The organism is Inquilinus sp. Marseille-Q2685 (assembly GCF_916619195.1).
Classification (GTDB): domain Bacteria; phylum Pseudomonadota; class Alphaproteobacteria; order DSM-16000; family Inquilinaceae; genus Inquilinus.
In genome coordinates this window covers 119,809-140,388 of the sequence record NZ_CAKAKL010000011.1, presented here as the reverse complement: position 1 = coordinate 140,388, position 20,580 = coordinate 119,809, and the positions used below count along the sequence as shown (strand labels likewise).

General features: G+C 70.5%; 21 protein-coding genes. 15 read left to right on the top strand and 6 right to left on the bottom strand.

The genetic code is table 11. The annotated features are described in order from the left end of the window. The first annotated feature begins 73 nt into the window (after positions 1-73). Positions 74-1,339 (top strand): VTT domain-containing protein, encoded by a 1,266-nt coding sequence (locus tag LG391_RS31540; protein ID WP_225772580.1) that lies wholly within the window; start codon positions 74-76, stop codon positions 1,337-1,339. Here LG391_RS31540 and LG391_RS31535 read toward each other — a convergent pair. Further along, positions 1,308-2,000, bottom strand: coding sequence for a TetR/AcrR family transcriptional regulator (locus tag LG391_RS31535; protein WP_225772578.1), 693 nt, complete (start codon positions 1,998-2,000; stop codon positions 1,308-1,310). The genes LG391_RS31540 and LG391_RS31535 overlap by 32 nt on opposite strands. A 101-nt stretch (positions 2,001-2,101) precedes the next feature. Here LG391_RS31535 and LG391_RS31530 point away from each other — a divergent pair, with 101 nt between their 5' ends. Next, positions 2,102-2,842: an SDR family oxidoreductase gene (locus tag LG391_RS31530; protein ID WP_225772576.1), complete on the top strand. Its 741-nt coding sequence runs from the start codon at positions 2,102-2,104 to the stop codon at positions 2,840-2,842. 25 nt (positions 2,843-2,867) lie between these two features. Continuing rightward, entirely contained in the window at positions 2,868-4,391 is a 1,524-nt protein-coding gene (locus LG391_RS31525) for an MFS transporter (RefSeq protein WP_225772574.1), read from the top strand. Positions 4,392-4,404: 13 nt separating this feature from the next. On the opposite strand, the gene bioD is transcribed toward LG391_RS31525, so the two are convergent. After that, a complete protein-coding gene (gene bioD, locus LG391_RS31520) occupies positions 4,405-5,052 on the bottom strand; it encodes a dethiobiotin synthase (RefSeq protein ID WP_225772572.1) in 648 nt (215 codons plus the stop codon). 173 nt (positions 5,053-5,225) lie between these two features. Further along, a complete protein-coding gene (locus LG391_RS31515; protein ID WP_225772570.1) occupies positions 5,226-6,263 on the bottom strand; it encodes a GlxA family transcriptional regulator in 1,038 nt (345 codons plus the stop codon). A 242-nt stretch (positions 6,264-6,505) separates the two neighbouring features. Here LG391_RS31515 and LG391_RS31510 point away from each other — a divergent pair, with 242 nt between their 5' ends. Further along, entirely contained in the window at positions 6,506-8,176 is a 1,671-nt protein-coding gene (locus tag LG391_RS31510; RefSeq protein ID WP_225772568.1) for a formate--tetrahydrofolate ligase, read from the top strand. Here LG391_RS31510 and LG391_RS31505 read toward each other — a convergent pair whose 3' ends face one another. Beyond that, a complete protein-coding gene (locus LG391_RS31505) occupies positions 8,177-8,509 on the bottom strand; it encodes a type II toxin-antitoxin system PemK/MazF family toxin (RefSeq protein WP_225772566.1) in 333 nt (110 codons plus the stop codon). Further along, positions 8,509-8,766, bottom strand: coding sequence for an AbrB/MazE/SpoVT family DNA-binding domain-containing protein (locus LG391_RS31500; protein WP_225772564.1), 258 nt, complete (start codon positions 8,764-8,766; stop codon positions 8,509-8,511). The genes LG391_RS31505 and LG391_RS31500 overlap by 1 nt, the downstream gene beginning before the upstream one ends. Positions 8,767-8,952: 186 nt before the next feature. Between LG391_RS31500 and LG391_RS31495 the strand changes: the two genes are divergently transcribed. The 7 genes from LG391_RS31495 (at position 8,953) to LG391_RS31465 (ending at position 15,650) form a co-directional block, all read left to right on the top strand. Beyond that, positions 8,953-9,519 carry a tyrosine phosphatase family protein gene (locus tag LG391_RS31495; RefSeq protein WP_225772562.1) on the top strand — a complete coding sequence of 189 codons (567 nt, stop codon included), beginning with the start codon at positions 8,953-8,955 and terminating at the stop codon, positions 9,517-9,519. A gap of 134 nt (positions 9,520-9,653) precedes the next feature. Next, complete coding sequence (locus LG391_RS31490) at positions 9,654-9,947, top strand: type II toxin-antitoxin system RelE/ParE family toxin (RefSeq protein ID WP_225772561.1); 294 nt, start codon at positions 9,654-9,656, stop codon at positions 9,945-9,947. Continuing rightward, the gene (locus LG391_RS31485) at positions 9,937-10,224 is read left to right on the top strand and encodes an XRE family transcriptional regulator (RefSeq protein ID WP_225772559.1); all 288 of its coding nucleotides are present in this window, start codon (positions 9,937-9,939) and stop codon (positions 10,222-10,224) included. The genes LG391_RS31490 and LG391_RS31485 overlap by 11 nt, the downstream gene beginning before the upstream one ends. A gap of 121 nt (positions 10,225-10,345) precedes the next feature. After that, entirely contained in the window at positions 10,346-11,596 is a 1,251-nt protein-coding gene (locus LG391_RS31480) for a sarcosine oxidase subunit beta family protein (protein WP_225772557.1), read from the top strand. 10 nt (positions 11,597-11,606) lie between these two features. Continuing rightward, positions 11,607-11,972, top strand: a complete 366-nt coding sequence (locus tag LG391_RS31475; RefSeq protein WP_225772555.1) for a sarcosine oxidase subunit delta — start codon at positions 11,607-11,609, stop codon at positions 11,970-11,972. Between the two features lie 5 nt (positions 11,973-11,977). Then, positions 11,978-15,019: a sarcosine oxidase subunit alpha family protein gene (locus LG391_RS31470; RefSeq protein WP_225772553.1), complete on the top strand. Its 3,042-nt coding sequence runs from the start codon at positions 11,978-11,980 to the stop codon at positions 15,017-15,019. Further along, entirely contained in the window at positions 15,012-15,650 is a 639-nt protein-coding gene (locus LG391_RS31465; RefSeq protein WP_225772551.1) for a sarcosine oxidase subunit gamma, read from the top strand. Before LG391_RS31470 ends, LG391_RS31465 begins: the two co-directional genes overlap by 8 nt. 21 nt (positions 15,651-15,671) lie before the next feature. Here LG391_RS31465 and LG391_RS31460 read toward each other — a convergent pair whose 3' ends face one another. Next, positions 15,672-16,982 carry a sorbosone dehydrogenase family protein gene (locus tag LG391_RS31460; protein ID WP_225772549.1) on the bottom strand — a complete coding sequence of 437 codons (1,311 nt, stop codon included), beginning with the start codon at positions 16,980-16,982 and terminating at the stop codon, positions 15,672-15,674. Positions 16,983-17,171: 189 nt separating this feature from the next. Here LG391_RS31460 and LG391_RS31455 point away from each other — a divergent pair, with 189 nt between their 5' ends. The 4 genes from LG391_RS31455 (at position 17,172) to LG391_RS31440 (ending at position 20,572) form a co-directional block, all read left to right on the top strand. Continuing rightward, positions 17,172-17,531 (top strand): GFA family protein, encoded by a 360-nt coding sequence (locus LG391_RS31455; protein WP_225772547.1) that lies wholly within the window; start codon positions 17,172-17,174, stop codon positions 17,529-17,531. 25 nt (positions 17,532-17,556) lie between these two features. Next, positions 17,557-18,921 carry an NAD(P)H-dependent oxidoreductase gene (locus tag LG391_RS31450; protein WP_225772545.1) on the top strand — a complete coding sequence of 455 codons (1,365 nt, stop codon included), beginning with the start codon at positions 17,557-17,559 and terminating at the stop codon, positions 18,919-18,921. Between the two features lie 85 nt (positions 18,922-19,006). Beyond that, the gene (locus LG391_RS31445) at positions 19,007-20,005 is read left to right on the top strand and encodes an integrase core domain-containing protein (protein WP_225765342.1); all 999 of its coding nucleotides are present in this window, start codon (positions 19,007-19,009) and stop codon (positions 20,003-20,005) included. Positions 20,006-20,170: 165 nt separating this feature from the next. Then, a complete protein-coding gene (locus tag LG391_RS31440) occupies positions 20,171-20,572 on the top strand; it encodes a MarR family transcriptional regulator (RefSeq protein WP_225772543.1) in 402 nt (133 codons plus the stop codon). The last annotated feature ends 8 nt before the right edge of the window (positions 20,573-20,580 follow it).

Sequence of the window (20,580 nt, the reverse complement as noted above, 5' to 3'; positions counted from 1 at the left end):
TATCGCGTTCCCCTGTCCTTCCCATTCCTATTATGATGCTCGGGACTCGGCCATGGACCCGCTGGGAGACCTCATGCCCTGGATCGCCGCCTGCAGCGTCGCCGGCCTGTTCGGTCTCATGCTGGTCGAACGCCTGCTGCCGATCCTGCCCTCCTACGGCCTCCTGGTCGCGGTCGGGGTGGCGGTGGGCGAGGGCTACTGGTCGCTGCCGCTGGCCTTCGCCCTGACCGTGATCGGCGGCGTCGCCGGCTGCGCCCTGTTCTACGGGCTGGGCTGGGGCCTGGGCGAGGCGCGGGCCGGGGCGCTGCTGCGCCGCACCGCCGGCTTCTTCGGCATGGCGCCGGCGCGGGTCGACCGCTGCATCGCCTGGCTGCGGGACCGCGGGGTGCTGTTCGCGCTGGTGGCGCAGCTGGTCCCGACCGTGCGGCTGGTGGTGCCCGGCGTCGCCGGGCTGCTGCGGGCCCGCCCTTTGATGTTCTTCACGGCCACCGCCCTTGGGATCGGGCTGTGGAACGGGCTGTTCATCGGCACCGGCTATGCCGCCGCGTCGCTGTTCGAACCCGACCCGAATGCGTCCTCGATCGCGTTGACGGCGCTGGTCGCGCTGCTGTCTCTGGAGCTCATGGGCACGATGATGTGGCGTAGCTTTTCCCGCCGGCGGCAGGCCGTCGCCGTTTCCTCCGCCGGCGCGTCGCCGGTCCTGATGCCGGGCGCCGCGATGTCGCCGCGGCCCGCGGCCGGCCCCACGCGCCGCCAGGACGCGGCCGACGACTTCGCCTTCTTCCGCGCCTGGCTGAAGGCGCCGCTGCGGGTGGCCGCGGTGGTGCCCTCCGGTCGGGCCCTCGCCGCCGCGATCACCGCCGAGATCGGGCCGGAGTCGGCGCCGGTGATCGAGCTCGGGCCCGGCACAGGCGCGTTCACCCGGGCCCTGATCGGCCGCGGCGTGCCGGAATCGCGGCTGGCGCTGGTCGAAGCCGGGCCGGATTTCGCGGCGCTGCTGCGCGAGCGCTTTCCCGAGGCGCAGGTGCTGTGCATGAACGCGGCCAGGCTGGGCGCGGCCGATCCCTTCGGCGGCGAGAAGGCGGGTGCCGTGGTCAGCGGCCTGCCGGTGCTGTCGATGCCGCCCAAGACGGTGATCGGCATTCTCGAAGGCGCCTTCGGCCATCTGCGGCCGGACGGCGCGTTCTACCAGTTCACCTACGGGCCGCGCTGCCCGATCCCGCGCGCCATCCTCGACCGGCTCGGGCTGAAGGCGGTGCGGATCGGCCGGGCGGTCGCCAACGTCCCGCCGGCCGCGGTGTACAAGATCACGCGCCGCTGGCAGCGCCCGCCGGCTTAGAGCCATCCGACGGCCGCGCCGGGCCCGTTCTCGGACGGCTCTCGCTGGTGACTGAAGCGGCCCCCACCATCGCGTCCCAGGCCGCCATGGCGTGGTCGATGATGGCGTGCATCTCGCGGCGGCCGGTGCCGTCGCGGGCTTTGATCGACAGGCCGGCCAGGACGGTCGACATGAAGCCGGCGAGCGGGCCCAGATCCAGGCCCGGCGGGAACTCGCCCGCGGCCTTGCCTTGCTCCAGCCGGCGCAGGATCAGGCCGCAGGATTCCTTGTGCAGGTCCAGCAGATGGGCCCGCACGCCCTCGTGCTCCGGCGCCGTGTTGATGGCGCCGAGGATGACGAAGCAGCCGTTCGGCAGGTCGGGGTCGGTGAAGGCGTCGGCGTTGTCGCGCAGCATCGCCTCGATCGCCGCGCGCGCCGTGCGCTGGCAGCCCAGCGCCCGGCGCGTGGCCGAGCCGTTGGTGGCGCGGTAGAGATCGACCGCCTCGCGGAACAGCGCCTCCTTGCTGCCGAAGGCGGCGTAGAGGCTGGGCGCCGCGATGCCCATCGCCGCCGTCAGGTCGGCCATCGACACGCCCTCATAGCCGTGTCGCCAGAACAGCTCCATCGCCCGCCGCAGGGCGACGTCCCGATCGAAACCGCGGGGTCGGCCGCGCTCCGCCATCTCCGTTCCTTTCTTTAACGATCCATAAATAAATCGCTTGACCGCGGGATGCAACTGCGCCAGCTATTTATTTATCGATCATTAAAGATATGGAGATTCCCATGGCCAACCTGTCCGGAACGGCGGCGCTGGTCACCGGCGCCAGCCGCGGCATCGGCGCCGCCATCGCCCGCCGCCTGGCGCGCCAGGGCGCCGACGTGGCCCTGACCTACAGCGCCTCGCCCGAGAAGGCGGCGGAGGTGGCGCGCGATATCGAGGCGGCGGGCCGGCGCGCCCTGCTGATCCAGGCCGACAGCGCAGACCCGGTCGCGGCCGCGGCGGCGGTGGACCGGGCGGCGGCAGGGCTCGGCCGGCTCGACATCCTGGTCGCCAATGCCGGCATCGCCGTGCGCAAGCCGTTCACCGAGGTCTCGGTGGAGGAGTTCGACCGCAGCATCGCGGTCAATGTCCGCGGCGTCTTCGTCGCGGCCCAGGCCGCGGCCCGGCACCTGCCGGAGGGCGGGCGGATCATCGTCATCGGCAGCAACCTGGCCGAGCGCGTGCCGGGGGCCGCGATGACGCTCTACACCCTGTCCAAGACGGCGCTGACCGGCCTGGTCAAGGGCGCCGCGCGCGACCTCGGGCCCCAGGGCATCACCGTCAACCTGGTGCAGCCGGGCCCGACCGACACCGACATGAACCCGGCCGACGGGCCGCGCGCCGACACCCTGCGCGGGCTGATGGCGATCCCGCGCTTCGGCAGCGGCGACGACATCGCCGGGCTGGTCGCCTGGGTGGCTTCGGCCGAGAGCCGCTTCGTCACCGGCGCCGCGCTGACCATCGACGGCGGCATGTCCATTTGACCACCGCGAGCGCAGGAGCGACGAGATGACCGCACGCGCCATTCCCGACGAGGCCGGCAACGGCCTCTGGGTGCTGGGCGCCGTCTGCCTGGCCGGGCTGATGATGCCGCTCAGCTTCACCGGCCCGGCGGTGGCGCTGCCGGCGATCGGGCGAGAGCTCGGCGGCAGCCCGGTGGCCCTGGCCTGGGTGGTGAACGCCTTCGTGCTGTGCTTCGGCAGCTTCGTCATGGCCGCAGGGGCCTTGGCCGACCAGCTCGGCCGCAAGCGGATGTTCTCCATCGGCGTGGCCGGCTTCGCCGTGCTGTCACTGGTGCTGGGCTTCGCCCCGTCGGTGGTGGCGCTCGACCTGCTGCGCGGCGCCCAGGGCGTCGCCGCCTCGATCGCCATGGCCGGCGGCGCCGCCTCGCTGGCGCAGGAGTTCGAAGGCCCGGCCCGCACCCGCGCCTTCAGCCTGCTGGGCACCAGCTTCGGCATCGGCCTGGCCTTCGGCCCGATCCTGTCCGGCGCGCTGGTGGAGACGCTGGGCTGGCGCGCCATCTTCCTGACCGGCACCGCGATCGGCGTCCTGGTCCTGCTGTTCGGCGTGCCGCGGATGCGGGAATCGCGCGACCCCGGCGCGACCGGCGTCGACTGGCCCGGCCTGCTCAGCTTCACCGCCGCCCTGGGCCTGCTGACCTTCGGCATCATGCAGGGGCCGCAGGACGGCTGGGGCAGCCCGGTCGTGCTGGCCCTGCTGCTCGGCGCCGCGGCGATGCTGGCGCTGTTCGTCGCGGTCGAGACGCGGGTGCGGCGGCCGATGCTGGACCTGTCGCTGTTCCGCTATCCGCGCTTCGTCGGGGCGCAGTTCCTGCCGATCGCCACCGCCGTCTGCTTCGTGGTGCCGCTGGTGCTGCTGCCGGTGCGCTTCATCGGGGCGGAGGGGATGAGCGAGATCGAGGCCGGCGGGCTGATGATCGCGCTGTCGGCGCCGATGGCGGTGGTGCCGTTCCTGGCCGGTCTCCTGGCCCGCCGGATCCCGGCGGCGGTGCTGTCGGCGATCGGGCTGGTGATCGCGGCGCTCGGCCTCGCCTGGCTCGCCGCCGTGCCGGTCGGCGCCGGCGCTGCGGCGCTGGCCCTGCCGATGCTGGTGGTCGGCATCGGCACCGGCCTGCCCTGGGGACTGATGGACGACCTGTCGGTCAGCGTCGTTCCGCGCGAGCGCGCCGGCATGGCCACGGGCATCTTCTCGACCATGCGGGTGGCGGGCGAGGCGGTGGCGATCGCGGCGGCCGGCGCGCTGGTGGTGGCGCTCGGCCAGTCCGGCCTGCATCGAGCGGCCGGCGGCGAGGCGAGGGTGGCCGACGCGGTCAACGCCCTGGCCGGCGGCGACATGGGCCGCGCCGAGGCGCTGCTGCCCAGCCTCGGCCGCGCGGCGCTGGCCCAGGCCTACGGGGCCGCCTTCCAGGCGATGCTCGCCGTCCTGGTGGCCGCGACCCTGGCGGCGGCGCTGGTCGCCTATGCCCTGCTGCGCCGGCGGGAGAGGAGGATGGAGGCCTGCGAGATCCGGTGACGGGCCCGCCGCCTCAGGCGGCGACGGCCTCGGAGACGATCTCGCCGAGCGGCGGCACGGCGTGCGCCAGCTCCTCGACCACGGCGCGGGTCACCTTCGGCAGCTCCGGGATCTCCAGGATCACCGGCACGCCGCCATGCTTCTCGATGGCGGCGCGGTTGCCGGCGTTGAGCGGGCCGTTCATCACCACCCCGGCGATCGGGATCTTGCGGTGGCGCAGGGCCTCGATGGTCAGGAGGGTGTGGTTGATCGTGCCGCGGCCGCTGCGGGCCACCACGATGGTCGGATAGCGCCACACCGCCAGGAGGTCGACGGCCAGGGTCGAACAGTCCAGCGGCACCATCAGCCCGCCGCCCGGGCCCTCGATCAAGAGCGGCCGGGGTGAGAAGGGCGGCGTCAGCGACGCCGGGTCGATCTCGCTCTCCTCCAGCGCCGCGGCGGCCACCGGCGCCAGCGGGGCCTGGAAGGCGTAAGTCGGGGCCTGCAGCCGGTCGGCCGGCAGGCCGGTCAGGGCGGCAATGGTCGCGGTGTCCGCCGGCTTCTCGGCCAGGCCGGTCTGCACCGGCTTCCAGTAGTCGGCGTCCCAGGCGGCGGCCAGGCAGGCGCAGGCGAGGGTCTTGCCGACACCGGTGTCGGTGCCGGTCACATAGAATCGGGTCATGGGGTGCTAGGGGTCTCAGCGGCGAGGCGGTCGGCGGCGTGAGAGAGCCGCCAGGTCCGGTCTACGGGCATTCGGATCCGGGATGCCGTTACGCGAAGTCGCGGACTATGCACAGATCGGTCCTCCGAAGCGAGTCCCCAGTTACCGCAGCGCAGCAAAGCTGGATTGCGTCGTCAAGCGGGGACCTTCTGGCGGACCGGCCGCTCGGGCATCGGCACGCCGCGCAGGATGGCGTTCGCCCGCTCCTCCCGGGGCGAGCGGCCGTAGAGCTGGCGGTAGCATTTCGAGAAATGCGAGGCCGAAACGAAGCCGCAGGCCAGCGCCAGGTCGACGATCGGCAGGTCGCTCTGGTTGATCAGGTGCTGCGCCCGCTCCAGCCGCAGCTCCAGGTAGTAATGCGCCGGGCTGTGGCCCAGCTGCTTGCGGAACAGCCGTTCCAGCTGCCGGCGCGACAGGCCGACATGGGCCGCCAGCTCCTCCTGCGGCAGCGGCTCGGCGATGTTCGCCTCCATCAGCTCGATCGCCGAGACCAGCTTCGGGTTGTGCACGCCGAGGCGGGCGCGCAGCGGCAGGCGCTGGCGGTCGTGCGGGCTGCGGATGCGGTCGACCAGGCACTGCTCGGACACCTTGGTCGCCAGGTCGCGACCCTGCCGGATCGCGATCAGGTGCAGCATCATGTCGATCGCCGCGGTGCCGCCGGAGCAGGTGTAGCGGTTGCGGTCGACCTCGAACAGGTCGCTCGACACCGGGATCTCGGGGAAGGTCTCGGCGAAGCCCGGCAGGTTCTCCCAATGGATGGCGCAGCGATAGCCGCCCAGGAGGCCGGCCCGGGCCAGCAGGTGCGAGCCGGTGCACAGCGCGCCGACGCCGACGCCTTGCCGCTCCGCCCGGCGCAGCCAGGCGAAGACCTCGTCGTCGCGGTAGCGCTCGATGCCGAGGCCGGAGCAGGCGAAGATCATGTCGAGTGGCCTGGACACGCCGGCCTGGCGGCTGAGCTCGGCCAGCGAGCTGTCGACGCCGACGCTGATGCCGTTGCTGGCCTTGACCGCCTGGCCGTCCTTGGACAGCACCATCCAGCGGTACAGCGGCTTGCCCGCCATGCGGTTGGCGATGCGCAGCGGTTCGACCGCCGAGGTGAAGGCGATCATCGAGAACTGCGGAATCAGCAGGAAGCCGATCGTCTCGGTGTCGAAGGCTGGATCCTGGCCCATGCTTTGACTGCCTCCCGGCGGCGCAACGTTGGCGCCTATTGGGCGAATCGGTAGCACGGGTCGCAAATTCGACAAAGAGGCTACTTGCGACGGGCTGGTGATGATGCGATCCGCTGGACGCATGGCTCGCGGCCGCGCGCCCGGCCGCGTCGCAGCGAGGCCGGATGACGTCGCCGCAGACGGGGTGCCGCCGCGGATGCTATGGGACGATTTCGGCAAAAACCGCCTGGGGAGCTTGGGACATGGGGGCACCGTCGGATATCGAGATTGCCCGGGCCGCGACTCTGCGGCCGATCGCCGAGGTCGGCGCGAAGCTCGGCATCCCCTCCGAGGCTCTCTATCCCTACGGCCCGCACATCGCCAAGCTGACGCCCGGCTTCGTCGACGGGCTCGGCGGCCGGCCCGACGGCAAGCTGATCCTGGTCACCGCCATCACCCCGACCCCGGCGGGGGAGGGCAAGACCACCACCACGGTCGGGCTCGGCGACGGGCTGAACCGGATCGGCCGGAAGACGGCGATCTGCCTGCGCGAGCCTTCGCTCGGCCCCTGCTTCGGCATCAAGGGCGGCGCCGCCGGCGGCGGCCACGCCCAGGTGGTGCCGATGGAGCAGATCAACCTGCATTTCACCGGCGACTTCCACGCCATCAGCAGCGCCCACAACCTGCTGTCGGCACTGCTGGACAACCACATCTACTGGGGCAACGCGCTCGACATCGACACCCGCCGGGTGACCTGGCGCCGGGTGATGGACATGAACGACCGGGCGCTGCGCTCGATCGTCACCAGCCTGGGCGGCGCCGCCAACGGCTTCCCGCGGGAGGACGGCTTCGACATCACCGTGGCGTCCGAGGTGATGGCGATCTTCTGCCTGTCGAAGAGCCTGCAGGATCTGGAGCAGCGGCTGGGCCGGATCATCGTCGGCCAGACCCGGGACCGCCGGCCGGTGACCGCCAAGGACCTGAAGGCGGACGGGCCGATGACCGTGCTGCTCAAGGACGCCTTCATGCCGAACCTGGTGCAGACGCTGGAGAACAACCCGGCCTTCGTCCATGGCGGCCCCTTCGCCAACATCGCCCATGGCTGCAATTCGGTGATGGCGACCAGGACGGCGCTGAAGCTGGCCGACTACGTCGTCACCGAGGCCGGATTCGGCGCCGATCTCGGGGCCGAGAAGTTCTTCGACATCAAGTGCCGCAAGGCCGGGCTGAAGCCGGCGGCGGTGGTGATCGTCGCCACCGTGCGGGCGCTGAAGATGCATGGCGGCGTGGCCAAGGAGGATCTCGGGCAGGAGAACGTGGCGGCGCTGAAGAAGGGCCTGGCCAATCTCGGCCGCCACATCCGCAATGTCGGCCAGTTCGGCGTGCCGGCGGTGGTCGCGGTCAACCGCTTCGTCGCCGACACCGAGGCCGAGCTTCAGGCGGTGCGCGACTATTGTTCCGAGCACGGGGTCGAGGCCCAGGTCTGCACCCACTGGTCGGACGGCAGCGCCGGCACGGTCGAGCTCGCGCACAAGGTCGCGGCCCTGGCCGAGGACCATTCCCAGTTCCGCACCCTGTACGACGACGACCTGCCGCTGTGGGAGAAGATGCGGACGATCGCGACCGCGATCTACGGCGCCGACGACATCATCGCCGACAAGCGGGTGCGCGATCAGTTCGCCCAGTACCAGAAGACCTACGGCCACTTCCCGGTCTGCGTCGCCAAGACCCAGTACAGCTTCTCGACCGATCCGGCGCTGAAGGGCGCGCCGTCGCATCACGTGGTGCCGGTGCGCGAGCTGCGCCTGTCGGCGGGGGCGGAGTTCCTGGTGGCGATCTGCGGCGAGATCATGACCATGCCCGGCCTGCCGAAGACCCCGGCCGCCAACAACATCCGGCTGGACGAAGGCGGAAGGATCGAGGGGCTGTTCTAGCTATTCGAGGATCGCGGCCAGCTTCGCCAGCACCTCGTCGATGATTGTCTGCGGCACGCTTTCCAGCTTCCGGCCGTTGCGGGACGCAAGATCGATGGCGCGGGGCTGATCGCAGCGCACCACGCCCGTTGTGTTGGTGCCTATGCCCATAAGCGACACCGCGAATCCGGCGGTGCGTGCGAAGTTGCCCCCGGTCGTGATGGGCAGGACGATCGGCGTTTTCGTCAACCGGTTGAACGCGCCCGGCGACACGATCAGGACCGGGCGCGTTCCCCGCTGCTCGTGCCCGGACGTCGGATCGAGCGAGACCAGATAGATGTCGCCTCGCTCCATCACAGCAGCTCGCTGCCGACCGGCTTGGCATCGAGCCACTCCCGATCCTCGGGCGTCAGGTCGGCCGAGGGGTCACACTGCGCCAGGAGTTCGTCCAGCGTGTAGCGTGGGCGGCCTTGCGGCTCGATCACCAGGCGGCCGTTGTCGACGGTCAGGCCCACCTTGGCGCCCGCATCGAGATGCAGAATGTCGAGGATCGCCGGGGGGACGGCCAGCATGACGGAGCCGCCGACCTTGCGCAGGTTTGTGGTGTGCATCGCAGTCTCCGAAGTTATATTTTTATATAACTCAAATCGCTCTTTGCGGCAAGATCTCGCTGCTGGGCAGGAGGGCTCGGGCGGATGCAGCGCATTCCCCTCCCGCACGGCTGAGGCCCGGCATCGGCGTTTGACCCGACGGCGGCCGGGCGGGAGAGTGCCTCGCCCGATTCCGAGGACGACCCGATGCTGCTGCACCCCGACCGCCATCTCACCGTCTGCGGCCTGGAGGAGATCGCCGGCTTCCGCGCCGCCGGCGTCACCCACGTGCTGTCGATCGCCGATCCGGGCACCCCGGCCGAGACCTATTTCGACGGCTTCGCGCCGCATCGGCGCCTCGACCTGCGCTTCCACGACATCATCGACGAGATGCCGGGCCATATCTTCCCGACCCCGGATCATGTCGCCTCGATCCTCGAATTCGGCGAGGCGATGGCGATGGAGGGCGAGAGCCTGCGCCACCTGCTGGTGCATTGCCATATGGGCGTGTCGCGCTCGACCGCCTCGATGCTGATGCTGATCGCCCAGCGCCATCCGGGCGACGAGGCGGCGGCGGTGGCGAAGCTGGCGGCGATCCGGCCCCAGGCCTGGCCGAACACGGTGATGATCGACTATGCCGAGGCGGCGCTAGGCACCAAGGGCCGGCTGCGCGACGCGCTCCTGCCGCAGTACCGCCGGGTCCGGGACGAGCAGCCGGAGCTGATCGAGATGCTGCGCCGCGTCGGCCGCGGGCGCGAGATCCCGACGGACTGAGCCGCAGATCGACGGAAGCGGGCTTGATATCTCACCTCACAAGGTATACCTTGTGAGGTGAGAATGAAGACGCCCGCCAAGAGACTGCAGGCCAGCTTTTATGCCACAGACACAGGGAAGCGGCCTGTGCGGGAATGGCTTATGGAGCTGTCGGCGGAAGACCGGAAAGCCATCGGCACGGACATCGCCACGCGGAATTCTGCTGGCCGGTCGGCATGCCCAAATGCTCCTCGATCAGGGGGATCAAGGGCCTCTACGAAATCCGCTCCCATATCTCATCGGGACGGATTGCCCGCGTGTTCTTCGTTCTGGTTGGCAACCAGATGGTGCTCTTGCACGGGTTCATCAAGAAAACGCAAAAGACCCCGGATAAAGAACTCAAAGTGGCGGCAATCCGCATGAAGGAGGTGCAGCGCTATGAAGACTAAGAACCCGCATATCGGCGAAAGCTTCGAGAGCTTCCTGCGCGAGGACGGCATTTACGATGAGGTGACGGCGACCGCCATCAAACGGACCCTCGCGTTGCAGATCGAGCATGAGATGGCCGTGCAGAATATCTCTAAATCCGAGATGGCCCGCCGGATGAAGACGAGTGCAACCCAACTCAGCCGTCTTCTCGATCCGAGCAATGATCGGATTCAGCTCGACACGCTCGTCAAGGCAGCCTCCGCCGTCGGCAAGCACCTGGCCGTAAGTCTGGTCTAAGCCCGTATAGAGCCGCCCCGCCCTTGGCGCAGGGCGACGCCTGCGTGTCGCGCCTAAGCTCGCGGCGGGCCGGCCGGCTCTGCACCATGCCCACGCTCACCCTGGACCGGCCATCGGATCGATGTCGCGCTATTCCATCTTCACCCTCGCGCGCCAAGCGCTGTCGCACCACGAAGGCTGGCAGAAGGCCTGGCGCTCGCCCGACCCCAAGCCGGCCTACGACGTGGTCATCGTCGGCGGCGGCGGCCACGGCCTGGCCACCGCCTACTACCTGGCGAAGGAGCACGGCATCACCAATGTCGCGGTGCTGGAGAAGGGCTGGATCGGCGGCGGCAACACCGGCCGCAACACCACCATCGTCCGCTCCAACTACCTGTTCGACGCCTCTGCCTTCATCTACGAGCACGCGCTGAAGCTGTGGGAGGGCCTGTCGGCCGACCTCAACTACAACGTGATGTTCAGCCAGCGCGGCGTGATGAACATCTGCCACGACCCGCACGAGGCGCGCGAGCTGAAGCGCCGGCTGCACGCCAACCGGCTGAACGGCATCGACAGCGACTGGCTGGACCGCGAGCAGGTGCTGGAGTTCTGCCCGGTGCTGAACCCGGACCCGACCATCCGCTTCCCGGTCTATGGCGGCACGGTGCAACGCCGGGCCGGCACGGCGCGGCACGACGCGGTGGCCTGGGGCTATGCCCGCGGCGCCGACAACCGCGGCGTCGACATCATCCAGAACTGCGAGGTCACCGGCTTCCGCACCGAGCAGGGGCGCGTCGTCGGGGTCGAGACCACGCGGGGATACATCGGCGCCGGCAAGGTGGGCGTGGTGGCGGCCGGCCACAGCTCGGTCCTGGCCAACCTCGCCGGCTTCCGCCTGCCGCTGGAGAGCCACCCGCTGCAGGCGCTGGTGTCCGAGCCGATCAAGCCGGTGATCGACTGCGTGGTCATGTCGAACGCCGTCCACGCTTATGTCAGCCAGTCCGACAAGGGCGAGCTGGTGATCGGCGCCGGCATCGACGGCTACGTCTCCTACTCCCAGCGCGGCGGCTTCGCCATCATCGAGGAGACGCTGGCGGCGATCGTCGAGATGTTCCCGATCTTCAGCCGCATGCGCATGCTGCGGCAGTGGGGCGGCATCGTCGACGTGGCGCCGGACGCCAGCCCGATCATCGGCAAGACCCCGGTCGAGAACCTGTTCATCAACTGCGGCTGGGGCACCGGCGGCTTCAAGGCGACGCCCGGCTCGGGCCACGTCTTCGCCCACACCATCGCCCGCGGCGAGCCGAACGAAATCGCCGCGCCCTTCGCGCTGGACCGCTTCGCCTCCGGTGCGCTGGTGGCCGAGCACGGCGCCGCCGCCGTGGCGCATTGAGGACCCGCCCATGTTCCTGATCGACTGCCCCTGGTGCGGCCCGCGGGACCAGCGCGAGTTCCGCTGCGGCGGCGAGGCCCATATCCGCCGCCCGGCCAACCCGGCCGAGCTGAGCGACGCGGAATGGGCGGACTACGTCTTCATGCGTTCCAGCCCCAAGGGGCTGCACTATGAGCGCTGGGTCCACATCCATGGCTGCCGGCGCTGGTTCAACATCGCCCGCAACACCGCGACCGACGAGATCCTGGCGGTCTACGGCCCGGGCGACCCGCCGCCCGCGATCGAAGGCCAGTCCATCCCGACCCCGTCCGGCGAGCCGGCGCGGGGCACCGCCAACGCGCCGCTGGTCGATCCTGCCAGCGTTTCCGGCTCGTAGACCCCATGACCCAACGCTACCGCCTGGTCGGCCGCGGCGCCGATATCGACCGCAGCCAGAGCGTCGCCTTCGCCTTCGACGGCAAGTCGTACCGCGGCTATGAGGGCGACACGCTGGCCTCGGCCCTGCTGGCCAACGGCGTGCATCTCCTCGGCCGCAGCTTCAAGTATCACCGTCCGCGCGGCGTGATCTCGGCCGGGCCGGAGGAGCCGAACGCGCTGGTCCAGCTGGGTCCCGACGCGGCGCGGACCGATCCGAACACCCGCGCCACCCAGGTCGAGATCTTCGACGGCCTGGTGGCGCGCAGCCAGAACCGCTGGCCGTCGCTGCGCTTCGACCTGAACGCGGTCAACGACCTGTTCGCGCCGCTGATCCCGGCCGGCTTCTACTACAAGACCTTCATGTGGCCGCGGTCGCCCAAGGCCTGGATGGTCTATGAGCGCTTCATCCGCAAGGCCGCCGGCCTCGGCGTCTCGCCGCGCCAGCCGGACCCCGACCGCTACGATCACGTGAACGCCCATTGCGACGTGCTGGTGGTCGGCGGCGGCCTCGCCGGGCTCGGCGCCGCGCTGGCCGCCGCTCGCGCCGGCGCCCGGGTGATCCTGGCCGAGGACCAGGCCCGCTTCGGCGGCTGGCTGCGGTCGGAGCCGACGGCCTCGATCGGCGAAACTGGCGCGCTCGACTGGGTCGAGGCGACGGTGGCGGAGCTGGCGTCGATGCCCGATGTCCGGGTGCTGCCGCGCACCACCGCCTTCGGCTATTACGGCCACAACTGGCTGGGCCTCTTGGAGCGCGCCAGCGATCACATCCCGCCGCATGCGGTGCCGGTGGGCACGCCGCGGCAGCGGCTGTGGAAGGTGCGGGCCAAGCAGGTGGTGCTGGCCACAGGCTCGATCGAGCGCAGCCTGGTCTTCGCCGAGAACGACCGGCCCGGCATCCTGCTGGCCGGCGCCGCCCGGGCCTATCTGCATCGCTGGGGCGTGAAGGTCGGCGACCGCGTCGTGGTCGCGACCGCCGACGACAGCGCCTATGCCACCGCCCTCGATCTCGCCGCCGCCGGCGTCGCCGTGCCCGCCATCGTCGATGTCCGGCCGGACCCGGACGGGCCGCTGGTGCGGGCGGCGCGGGCCGCGGGATTGCCGGTCTATGCCGGCCACGCCGTGGTCGGCACCTCCGGCCGCCTGCGGGTGAACGAGGTGCGCCTGATGCCGCTGGCCGCCGACGGCCGGTCGGTGCGGCGCGGCGCCGAGACCACCATCGCCTGCGACGCGGTCGCGATGTCCGGCGGCTGGAACCCGGTGCTGAACCTGCAGTCGCAGTCGCGCGGCCGGCTGCGCTGGGACGAGGCGCGTTCGACCTTCATGCCGGGCCAGTCCTTCCAGGCCGAGCGCTCGGCCGGCGGCTGCGCCGGCACGGTGCGCTTCGCCGACGCGCTGCAGGAGGGCCTCGTCGCCGGCGCCGCCGCGGCCTCGGCCGCCGGGCTGACCCCGGTGGCGGTGCCGGTGCCGCCGGTCGAGACCGCGCAGGAGGAGCCGGAGGCCGGAGAGGGCCGGCCGCTGTGGTCCGTGCCGTCCGACCGGCCGGCCGGCGCCGTCCGCGCCTTCGTCGACTTCCAGAACGACGTCACCGCCAAGGACCTGAAGCTGGCGCTGCGCGAAGGCTTCGTCTCGGTCGAGCACGTCAAGCGCTACACCACGACCGGCATGGCCACCGACCAGGGCAAGACCGGCAACGTCAACGCCCTCGGCATCGTCGCCGAGACCATGGGCAAGACGATCCCTGAGATCGGCGTCACCACCTTTCGCCCGCCCTACACGCCGGTCACCTTCGGCGCCATCGCCGGGCGCGGGGTCAAGGCCCTCTACGCCCCGATCCGCCGCACGCCGATGCATGGCTGGGCCGAGAAGCACGGCGCGGTGTTCGAGAATGTCGGCGGCGGCTGGAAGCGCGCCTGGTACTTCCCGAAGCCGGGCGAGGACATGCACGCCGCGGTGAACCGCGAGGTCAAGGCGGCGCGGACCTCGGTCGGCGTGATGGACGCCACCACCCTCGGCAAGATCGAGGTCAAGGGGCCGGACGCGGCGGAGTTCCTGAACCGGGTCTACACCAACGCCTGGTCGAAGCTCGCCATCGGCGGCTGCCGCTACGGCCTGATGCTGGGCGAGGACGGGATGGTCAAGGACGACGGCGTCACCACGCGCCTCGCCGAGGACCATTTCCACATGACCACCACCACCGGCGGCGCCGCGAACATCCTCGCCTGGCTCGAGGAATGGCTGCAGACCGAGTGGCCGGAGCTGAAGGTGTTCCTGACCTCGGTCACCGAGCAATGGGCGGTCGCCACCATCTCCGGCCCGAAGAGCCGCGAGCTGCTGTCGCGCCTGACCGACCTGGACCTCTCGAACGAGGCCTTCCCGCATCTGACCATGCGCGAGGGCACCGTGGCCGGACTGCCGGCGCGGGTGTTCCGCATCTCCTTCACCGGCGAGCTGTCCTACGAGATCAACGTTCCGGCGGCCTATGGCCTGGCGCTGATGGAGGCGATCGAGGCGGCGGGGCAGGGGCTGGACCTGACGCCTTACGGCACCGAGGCGATGCATGTGCTGCGCGCCGAGAAGGGCTTCATCATCGTCGGGCAGGAGACGGACGGCACCATCACCCCGGGCGACCTGGGCATGGACTGGATCGTCGGCAAGAAGAAGCCGGACTTCATCGGCAAGCGTTCGCTCGACCGGGCCGACACGGCGCGGGCGGACCGCAAGCAGCTGGTCGGCCTGCTGACCGACGACCCGAAGCTGGTGCTGGAGGAGGGGGCGCACATCATCGACACGGCGACGCCGGGCGCCCCGCCGGTGCCGATGCTGGGGCATGTGACCTCGAGCTACTGGAGTCCGAACCTGGACCGCTCGATCGCGCTGGCCCTGGTCAAGGGCGGGCTGGGGCGGTTCGACGGCACGGTCCACATCGCCATGCCCGACCGCACCATCCCGGCCAAGGTGGTGAAGCCGGTCTTCGTCGACCCCGAAGGAGGGCGCCTGCATGCCTGACACCGTGTCCCTTCAGGCCGGCGCCCCGGCCGCGGCTCCGGCCCGGCGCTCGGCGACGGCGGGGCTGGTCCGGCCGCTGGTGGCGCCGGCGAATCCGGGCGTGCGCCTGGCCGAGATCGCGCATGAGGCCAAGCTGAACCTGCGCGGCGACCTGTCCGATGCCGGCTTCGGCGCGGCCGTGGCCGGCGGCCTCGGGCTGGACCTGCCAGCGCGGCCCGGCATCGCCGCCGGCGACGGCGTCGCGGCGCTGTGGCTCGGGCCCACCGAGTGGCTGGTGGTCGGCGGGGTGGACCGCGAGGCCGACCTCGCCGCCCGGCTGCAGGGCGCGCTGGCCGGCCGGCATTTCGCGGTCACCAACGTCACCGACAATTGGACGGTGATCGCGCTGGCCGGGCTGAAGGCGCTGGACGTGCTGGCCAAGGGCTGCCCGCTGGACCTGCATCCGCGCGCCTTCCCGCCCGGGTCGGTGGCGCAGAGCATGATCGCCCAGGCCGACGTCATCCTGCACCGCACCGACGACGCCGACGGGGCGCCGCGGCTGCGGATCTATGTCCGCCGGTCCTTCGCCCAGTATCTCTGGGACTGGCTGGCCGATGCGGCGCTGGAGTACGGGGTCGGCGAGGCCGGGTAGGCCGCCGCCCCGGGCCCCCCCTTACCTTCCGGCCGCCCCCGTAACCCGCCAGATCACGTCGCCCACGTCGTCCGCCACCAGCAGCGAACCGTCCGGGCCGATGGTCACGCCCACCGGCCGGCCGTAGGAGGCGCGCTCGTCCGGCGACAGGAAGCCGGTCAGGATGTCGCGCACCGGTCCGGCGGGACGTCCGTTGACGAACGGCACGAAGACGACCTTGTAGCCGCTCAGCTTGCTGCGGTTCCAGGAACCGTGCTGTCCGATCGCCATGCCGTCGGGGAAGCCGGGCAGCGTGCCGGCCGGAAGCCAGCACAGGCCCAGCGACGCCGTGTGCCCGCCCAGCGCGAAATCCGGGGTGATGGCCGATGCGACCAGCGCCGGGTCCTGCGGCACCCGGTCGTCCACGATTCTGTCCCAGTAGCAATAGGGCCAGCCGTAGAAGCCGCCGTCGCGCACCGATGTCAGATAGTCGGGGGGCGTCTCGTCGCCCAGCCCGTCGCGCTCGTTCACCACCGTCCAGAGCGCCCCCGTCGTCGGCTCCCACGCCATGCCGACGGGATTGCGCAGGCCGGAGGCGAAGATGCGGACCCTGCCGCTCTCGAGGTCCAGCTCGTGGATGGCGGCGCGGCCTTCCTCCGCCGCCATCCCGTGTTCCGCGATGTTGCTGAGCGAGCCGACGCCGACATAGAGCTTCCGCCCGTCGGGGCTCGCCAGCAGGCTCCGCGTCCAGTGCCCGCCGCCCTTGAACTCCGCCAGCCTCCGCCCCGCCGCGCCGATGCGGGTGTCTCCGGGCGCGTACGGAAACGCCACCACGCCGTCGGTGTTGCCGACATAGAGCGTGTCGCCGAGCTGCGCCATGCCGAAGGGCTGGTTCAGCCCGTCCAGGAACGTCTCGCGGGTTTCGGCGACGCCGTCGCCATTGGCATCGCGCAGCAGCGTGATGCGGTTCGGGCTGTCTCCCACCGCGGCGGCACGCTTCATCGTGCTGTACATGGCGTAATCGAAGACGGACCTGATGCCCCCCGGCGTGCTCAGCGCCTCGGCCACCAGCACGTCGCCATTCGACAGGACGTGGATCCAGCGCGGATGCTTCAGGCCGGCCGCGAAGGCGTTCACCTGGAGCCCCGGCGCCGCGACCGGCGTCTGTCCCGCGGTCCATCCTTTTGCGGTCGGCATCTTCAGGGTCGGAACGTTGCCCTGGGGCTTCGCCGGCGGGATCGTGGGCGTGCTGCCGAAGGCCGGCCCCTGCGGGCCGTCGTGCCGGTGCCGCAGATGGATCGCCCCGGCGCCGACCAGCGCGACCACTCGGGCAAAGATGCCGGACAAGCTCATGGCGTTCCCCTGATGGCGCGAAACCGAGCGGCACGAAGGCGGACTCAAAGGTAGGATGAATTCGCCGCCGCTTCAAATGACGGCTCGGCGGATCCGTGATCCCGGTGGACAGGACGGGGTTCCCGGGCGACTCTCTCGCCCGAACGCCGCCGCTTCCGGGCGGCGATCCAGAAGCCGGAGGAACGCTCCATGCCCGAGACCAAAACCTATGAGGGCGGCTGCCATTGCGGCGCCGTGCGCTACCGGACCGAGACCGACCTGGCGCAGGTGATGAGCTGCAACTGCTCGCATTGCCAGAAGCGCGGCCTGATGCTGACCTTCGTCACGCCCGACCGCTTCACCCTCCTGTCCGGCGGCGACGGGCTGGCCGATTACCAGTTCAACAGGAAGGTGATCCACCATCTGTTCTGCCGGGGCTGCGGCATCGAATCCTTCGCCCGCGGCCGCAAGCCGGACGGTACCGAGATGGTCGCCATCAATGTCCGCTGCCTGGACGGCATCGACCTGACCACCCTGTCGCCGATACCGATCGATGGCCGCAGCCACTGAACAGTCGTCCTGCGGGGAGGCCCCCATGAATCTCGCGACCAAGCTGCGGCAGCGCGCCGCCGAGGGGCGCCCGGTCCGCGTCGGCCTGATCGGCGCCGGCAAGTTCGGCTCGATGTTCCTGGCGCAGCTGCGCACCACCGCCGGCCTGCACCTGCTGGGCGTGGCCGACCTGTCGGCCGAGCGCGCACGCCAGGCGATGGCGAACACCGGCTGGGATGTCGGCGCGGCCCTGGCCTCCTCCTTCGACGACGCGCTCCGGACCGGTCGGACCCATGTCACCGAGGATGCCGAGGCGCTGATCCGCGCCGGCGGGCTGGACGTCGTGGTCGACGCCACCGGCAGCCCGGCGGCCGGCATCCGCCATGCCCTGCTGTCGGCCGAGAACGGGCGCCACATCGTCATGGTGAATGTCGAGGCCGATGTCCTGGCCGGCGCCTATCTCGCCGACCGGTTCCGCCGGGCGGGGCTGGTCTACAGCCTCGCCTATGGCGACCAGCCGGCGCTGGTCTGCGAGCTGGTGGACTGGGCGGAGACCTGCGGCTTCCGGGTGGTGGCCGCCGGCAAGGGCACGAAGTACCTGCCGGGCTATCACCAGTCGACGCCCGACACGGTCTGGGAGCATTTTGGCATCTCGGAGGAGGAGGCGCGGGCCGGCGGCATGAACCCGCAGATGTTCAACTCCTTCATCGACGGCACGAAGTCGGCGATCGAGATGGCGGCGATCTCGAACGCCACCGGGCTGGCCGCGCCGCGCGACGGCCTGCTGTTCCCGCCGGCGGGCGCGCATGACCTGGCCCGGGTGCTGCGGCCGCGCGAGGCCGGCGGCGTGCTCGAGCGCAGCGGCATGGTCGAGGTGGTGTCCAGCCTGGAGCGCGACGGGCGGCAGGTGGTGAACGACCTGCGCTGGGGCGTCTATGTGGTGTTCGAGGCCGGCGACGACGACGCTCGCGCCGCCTATACCCGCCGCTGCTTCCGCGAATACGCCGTCACCGTCGATCCGTCCGGCCGCTACGGGGCGCTGTACCGGACCGTGCATTTCATCGGCCTCGAGCTCGGCGTCAGCGTCGCCTCGGCGGCGCTGCGGCAGGAGGCGACCGGCAGCCCGACCGGCTTCCGCGCCGATGCGGTCGCGGTGGCCAAGAAGCCGCTCGCCGCCGGCGAGATGCTGGATGGCGAAGGCGGCTACGCGGTCTGGGGCCGGATCATGCGGGCGGAGGATTCGCTGGCGGCGGGCGCCCTGCCGATCGGCCTCGCCCACAAGGTCAGGCTGGTGCAGCCGGTGGCGGAGGGGCAGGTGGTGCGCTGGGACGACGTCGCGATCGAGGAGACCGAGGCGGTCCGCATCCGCCGGGCGATGGAAGCCGGGGCGAAGCGCGACGCGGGAGAGTGACTCACCCGTGATTGGCTTCGCCTCCTCGCAACTGTGCATGTTCATTAATTCGTTGATCGATGCCGGCGAGAAGGAGGCGGCATCGATGCGGGACAACAGCTACGACCGGACGATCGAGCGCAACTATCTGCAGAAGTGGCGCTTCCTGATCCCGGAATACGAGGCGGTGAAGGCCGGGACGTCACAGACGTTCCGGCGGGTCGGCGAGTTCTACCGGCATCACGGCACCTGCTCGCAGACCTTCCGCAAGTATTACAACCGCTATCTGCTCAGCGGCTCGGAGCAGGATCTGCTGCCGCAGCGGCGCGGACCGAAGTGGCGCGAGCGCCGCGACCCCGACGGCATCGAGGCCGAGATCCTGGCCTGCCGCCAGCGCGGCCTCAACCGCTACGAGATCCATGCCGTCTTGCGGGAGACGCGCCAGGATGTATCGTCCTTGCCGTCACCCTCCACCATCTACCGCAGGCTCAAGCAGCATGGCCTGAACCGCAAGACCAAGGCCATGGTCGAGACCAAGCGCAGGATCATCAAGACCATGCTCGGCGAGATGGGCCATGTCGACCTGCACCAGCTGCCCCGCGACATGTTCCTGCAGCCGCCCGCCAAGCCGGCCTACCTCGTCTGCCTGATCGACGCCTGCTCCCGCCTGGCCTGGGCCGAGATCCTCGCCAGCAAGAAGGCCCTGCCGGTGATGTTCCGCACCCTGAAGATGATCAACACCCTCAACGCCAACTACGGCCTGCAGTTCAAGGACATCCTCACCGACAACGGCGCCGAGTTCGCCTCCCGGCAACACCCCGAAGACCACCCCTTCGAGGCCATGCTCCTCGAGCTCGGCATCAACCACCGCTACACCAGGCCCTACCGGCCCCAGACCAACGGCAAGGCCGAACGCTTCTGGCGCACCCTCAACGACGACCTGATCGACGGCGCCACCTTCGACCACCTCGAACACTTCTCCAACGAGCTGTTCGAATACCTCGTCTACTACAACGCCTTCAGGCCTCACCAAGCCCTCGATGGCCTTACCCCAAAGGCCTTCGCTCTCACCAAAACCCAACCCAACCGATCAGCGAATTCCTGAACCTCTACAGCAACGACGAGCCCCGAAGCGATCTTCGGCGAAGGCTGGCATGCGGCAATTGCGCTTCGTGGCTAATAATTAGCATCCTAATTAAATCCGCATGCCAACCACCCCCTCCACCGCGCGGGCCGATTTCGGTTTCCGCCTGTTCCTAGTCGCCCGGCTGTGGCGGCGCGAGGTCGACGAGGCGCTGGGCCGCTACGGGCTCAGCGCGGCCACCTGGCAGCGCTGCTGCACATCTTCCGGCTGGGCGAGGGTATCCGGCAGCGTGACCTGGCGGAGTCTCTCGGGATCGAGGGCGCGTCGCTGGTCCGCCTGCTCGACTCGCTCGAAAGCCAGGGGCTGGTCGAGCGGCGCGAGGACGAGGCCGACCGGCGCGCCAAGGCGATTTATCTGACCGAAGACGGCCGGACGCTGGTGGAAGGCATCCAGGGCGTCGCCGCGGAGATCCGTGAGCGTCTGCTCGCTGGCATCCCCGACGAGGATATGATGCTCTGTCTCGGCCTGCTGGGCCGGATCGAGCGGAACATCGCGGCCGGCCGGCCGGCGCCGGAGGGCGGCCGCTAGGCCCTCGG

Bases quoted from the DNA above. Each gene is read 5' to 3' on its own strand.
- LG391_RS31490 (WP_225772561.1), top strand. From the start codon at position 9,654: ATGGCTTATGGAGCTGTCGGCGGAAGACCGGAAAGCCATCGGCACGGA.
- LG391_RS31525 (WP_225772574.1), top strand. From the start codon at position 2,868: ATGACCGCACGCGCCATTCCCGACGAGGCCGGCAACGGCCTCTGGGTG.
- LG391_RS31465 (WP_225772551.1), top strand. From the start codon at position 15,012: ATGCCTGACACCGTGTCCCTTCAGGCCGGCGCCCCGGCCGCGGCTCCG.
- LG391_RS31450 (WP_225772545.1), top strand. From the start codon at position 17,557: ATGAATCTCGCGACCAAGCTGCGGCAGCGCGCCGCCGAGGGGCGCCCG.
- bioD (WP_225772572.1), bottom strand. From the start codon at position 5,052: ATGACCCGATTCTATGTGACCGGCACCGACACCGGTGTCGGCAAGACC.
- LG391_RS31530 (WP_225772576.1), top strand. From the start codon at position 2,102: ATGGCCAACCTGTCCGGAACGGCGGCGCTGGTCACCGGCGCCAGCCGC.
- LG391_RS31445 (WP_225765342.1), top strand. From the start codon at position 19,007: ATGCGGGACAACAGCTACGACCGGACGATCGAGCGCAACTATCTGCAG.
- LG391_RS31475 (WP_225772555.1), top strand. From the start codon at position 11,607: ATGTTCCTGATCGACTGCCCCTGGTGCGGCCCGCGGGACCAGCGCGAG.
- LG391_RS31460 (WP_225772549.1), bottom strand. From the start codon at position 16,982: ATGAGCTTGTCCGGCATCTTTGCCCGAGTGGTCGCGCTGGTCGGCGCC.
- LG391_RS31500 (WP_225772564.1), bottom strand. From the start codon at position 8,766: ATGCACACCACAAACCTGCGCAAGGTCGGCGGCTCCGTCATGCTGGCC.
- LG391_RS31510 (WP_225772568.1), top strand. From the start codon at position 6,506: ATGGGGGCACCGTCGGATATCGAGATTGCCCGGGCCGCGACTCTGCGG.
- LG391_RS31515 (WP_225772570.1), bottom strand. From the start codon at position 6,263: ATGGGCCAGGATCCAGCCTTCGACACCGAGACGATCGGCTTCCTGCTG.
- LG391_RS31485 (WP_225772559.1), top strand. From the start codon at position 9,937: ATGAAGACTAAGAACCCGCATATCGGCGAAAGCTTCGAGAGCTTCCTG.
- LG391_RS31495 (WP_225772562.1), top strand. From the start codon at position 8,953: ATGCTGCTGCACCCCGACCGCCATCTCACCGTCTGCGGCCTGGAGGAG.
- LG391_RS31540 (WP_225772580.1), top strand. From the start codon at position 74: ATGCCCTGGATCGCCGCCTGCAGCGTCGCCGGCCTGTTCGGTCTCATG.
- LG391_RS31470 (WP_225772553.1), top strand. From the start codon at position 11,978: ATGACCCAACGCTACCGCCTGGTCGGCCGCGGCGCCGATATCGACCGC.
- LG391_RS31505 (WP_225772566.1), bottom strand. From the start codon at position 8,509: ATGGAGCGAGGCGACATCTATCTGGTCTCGCTCGATCCGACGTCCGGG.
- LG391_RS31455 (WP_225772547.1), top strand. From the start codon at position 17,172: ATGCCCGAGACCAAAACCTATGAGGGCGGCTGCCATTGCGGCGCCGTG.
- LG391_RS31535 (WP_225772578.1), bottom strand. From the start codon at position 2,000: ATGGCGGAGCGCGGCCGACCCCGCGGTTTCGATCGGGACGTCGCCCTG.
- LG391_RS31480 (WP_225772557.1), top strand. From the start codon at position 10,346: ATGTCGCGCTATTCCATCTTCACCCTCGCGCGCCAAGCGCTGTCGCAC.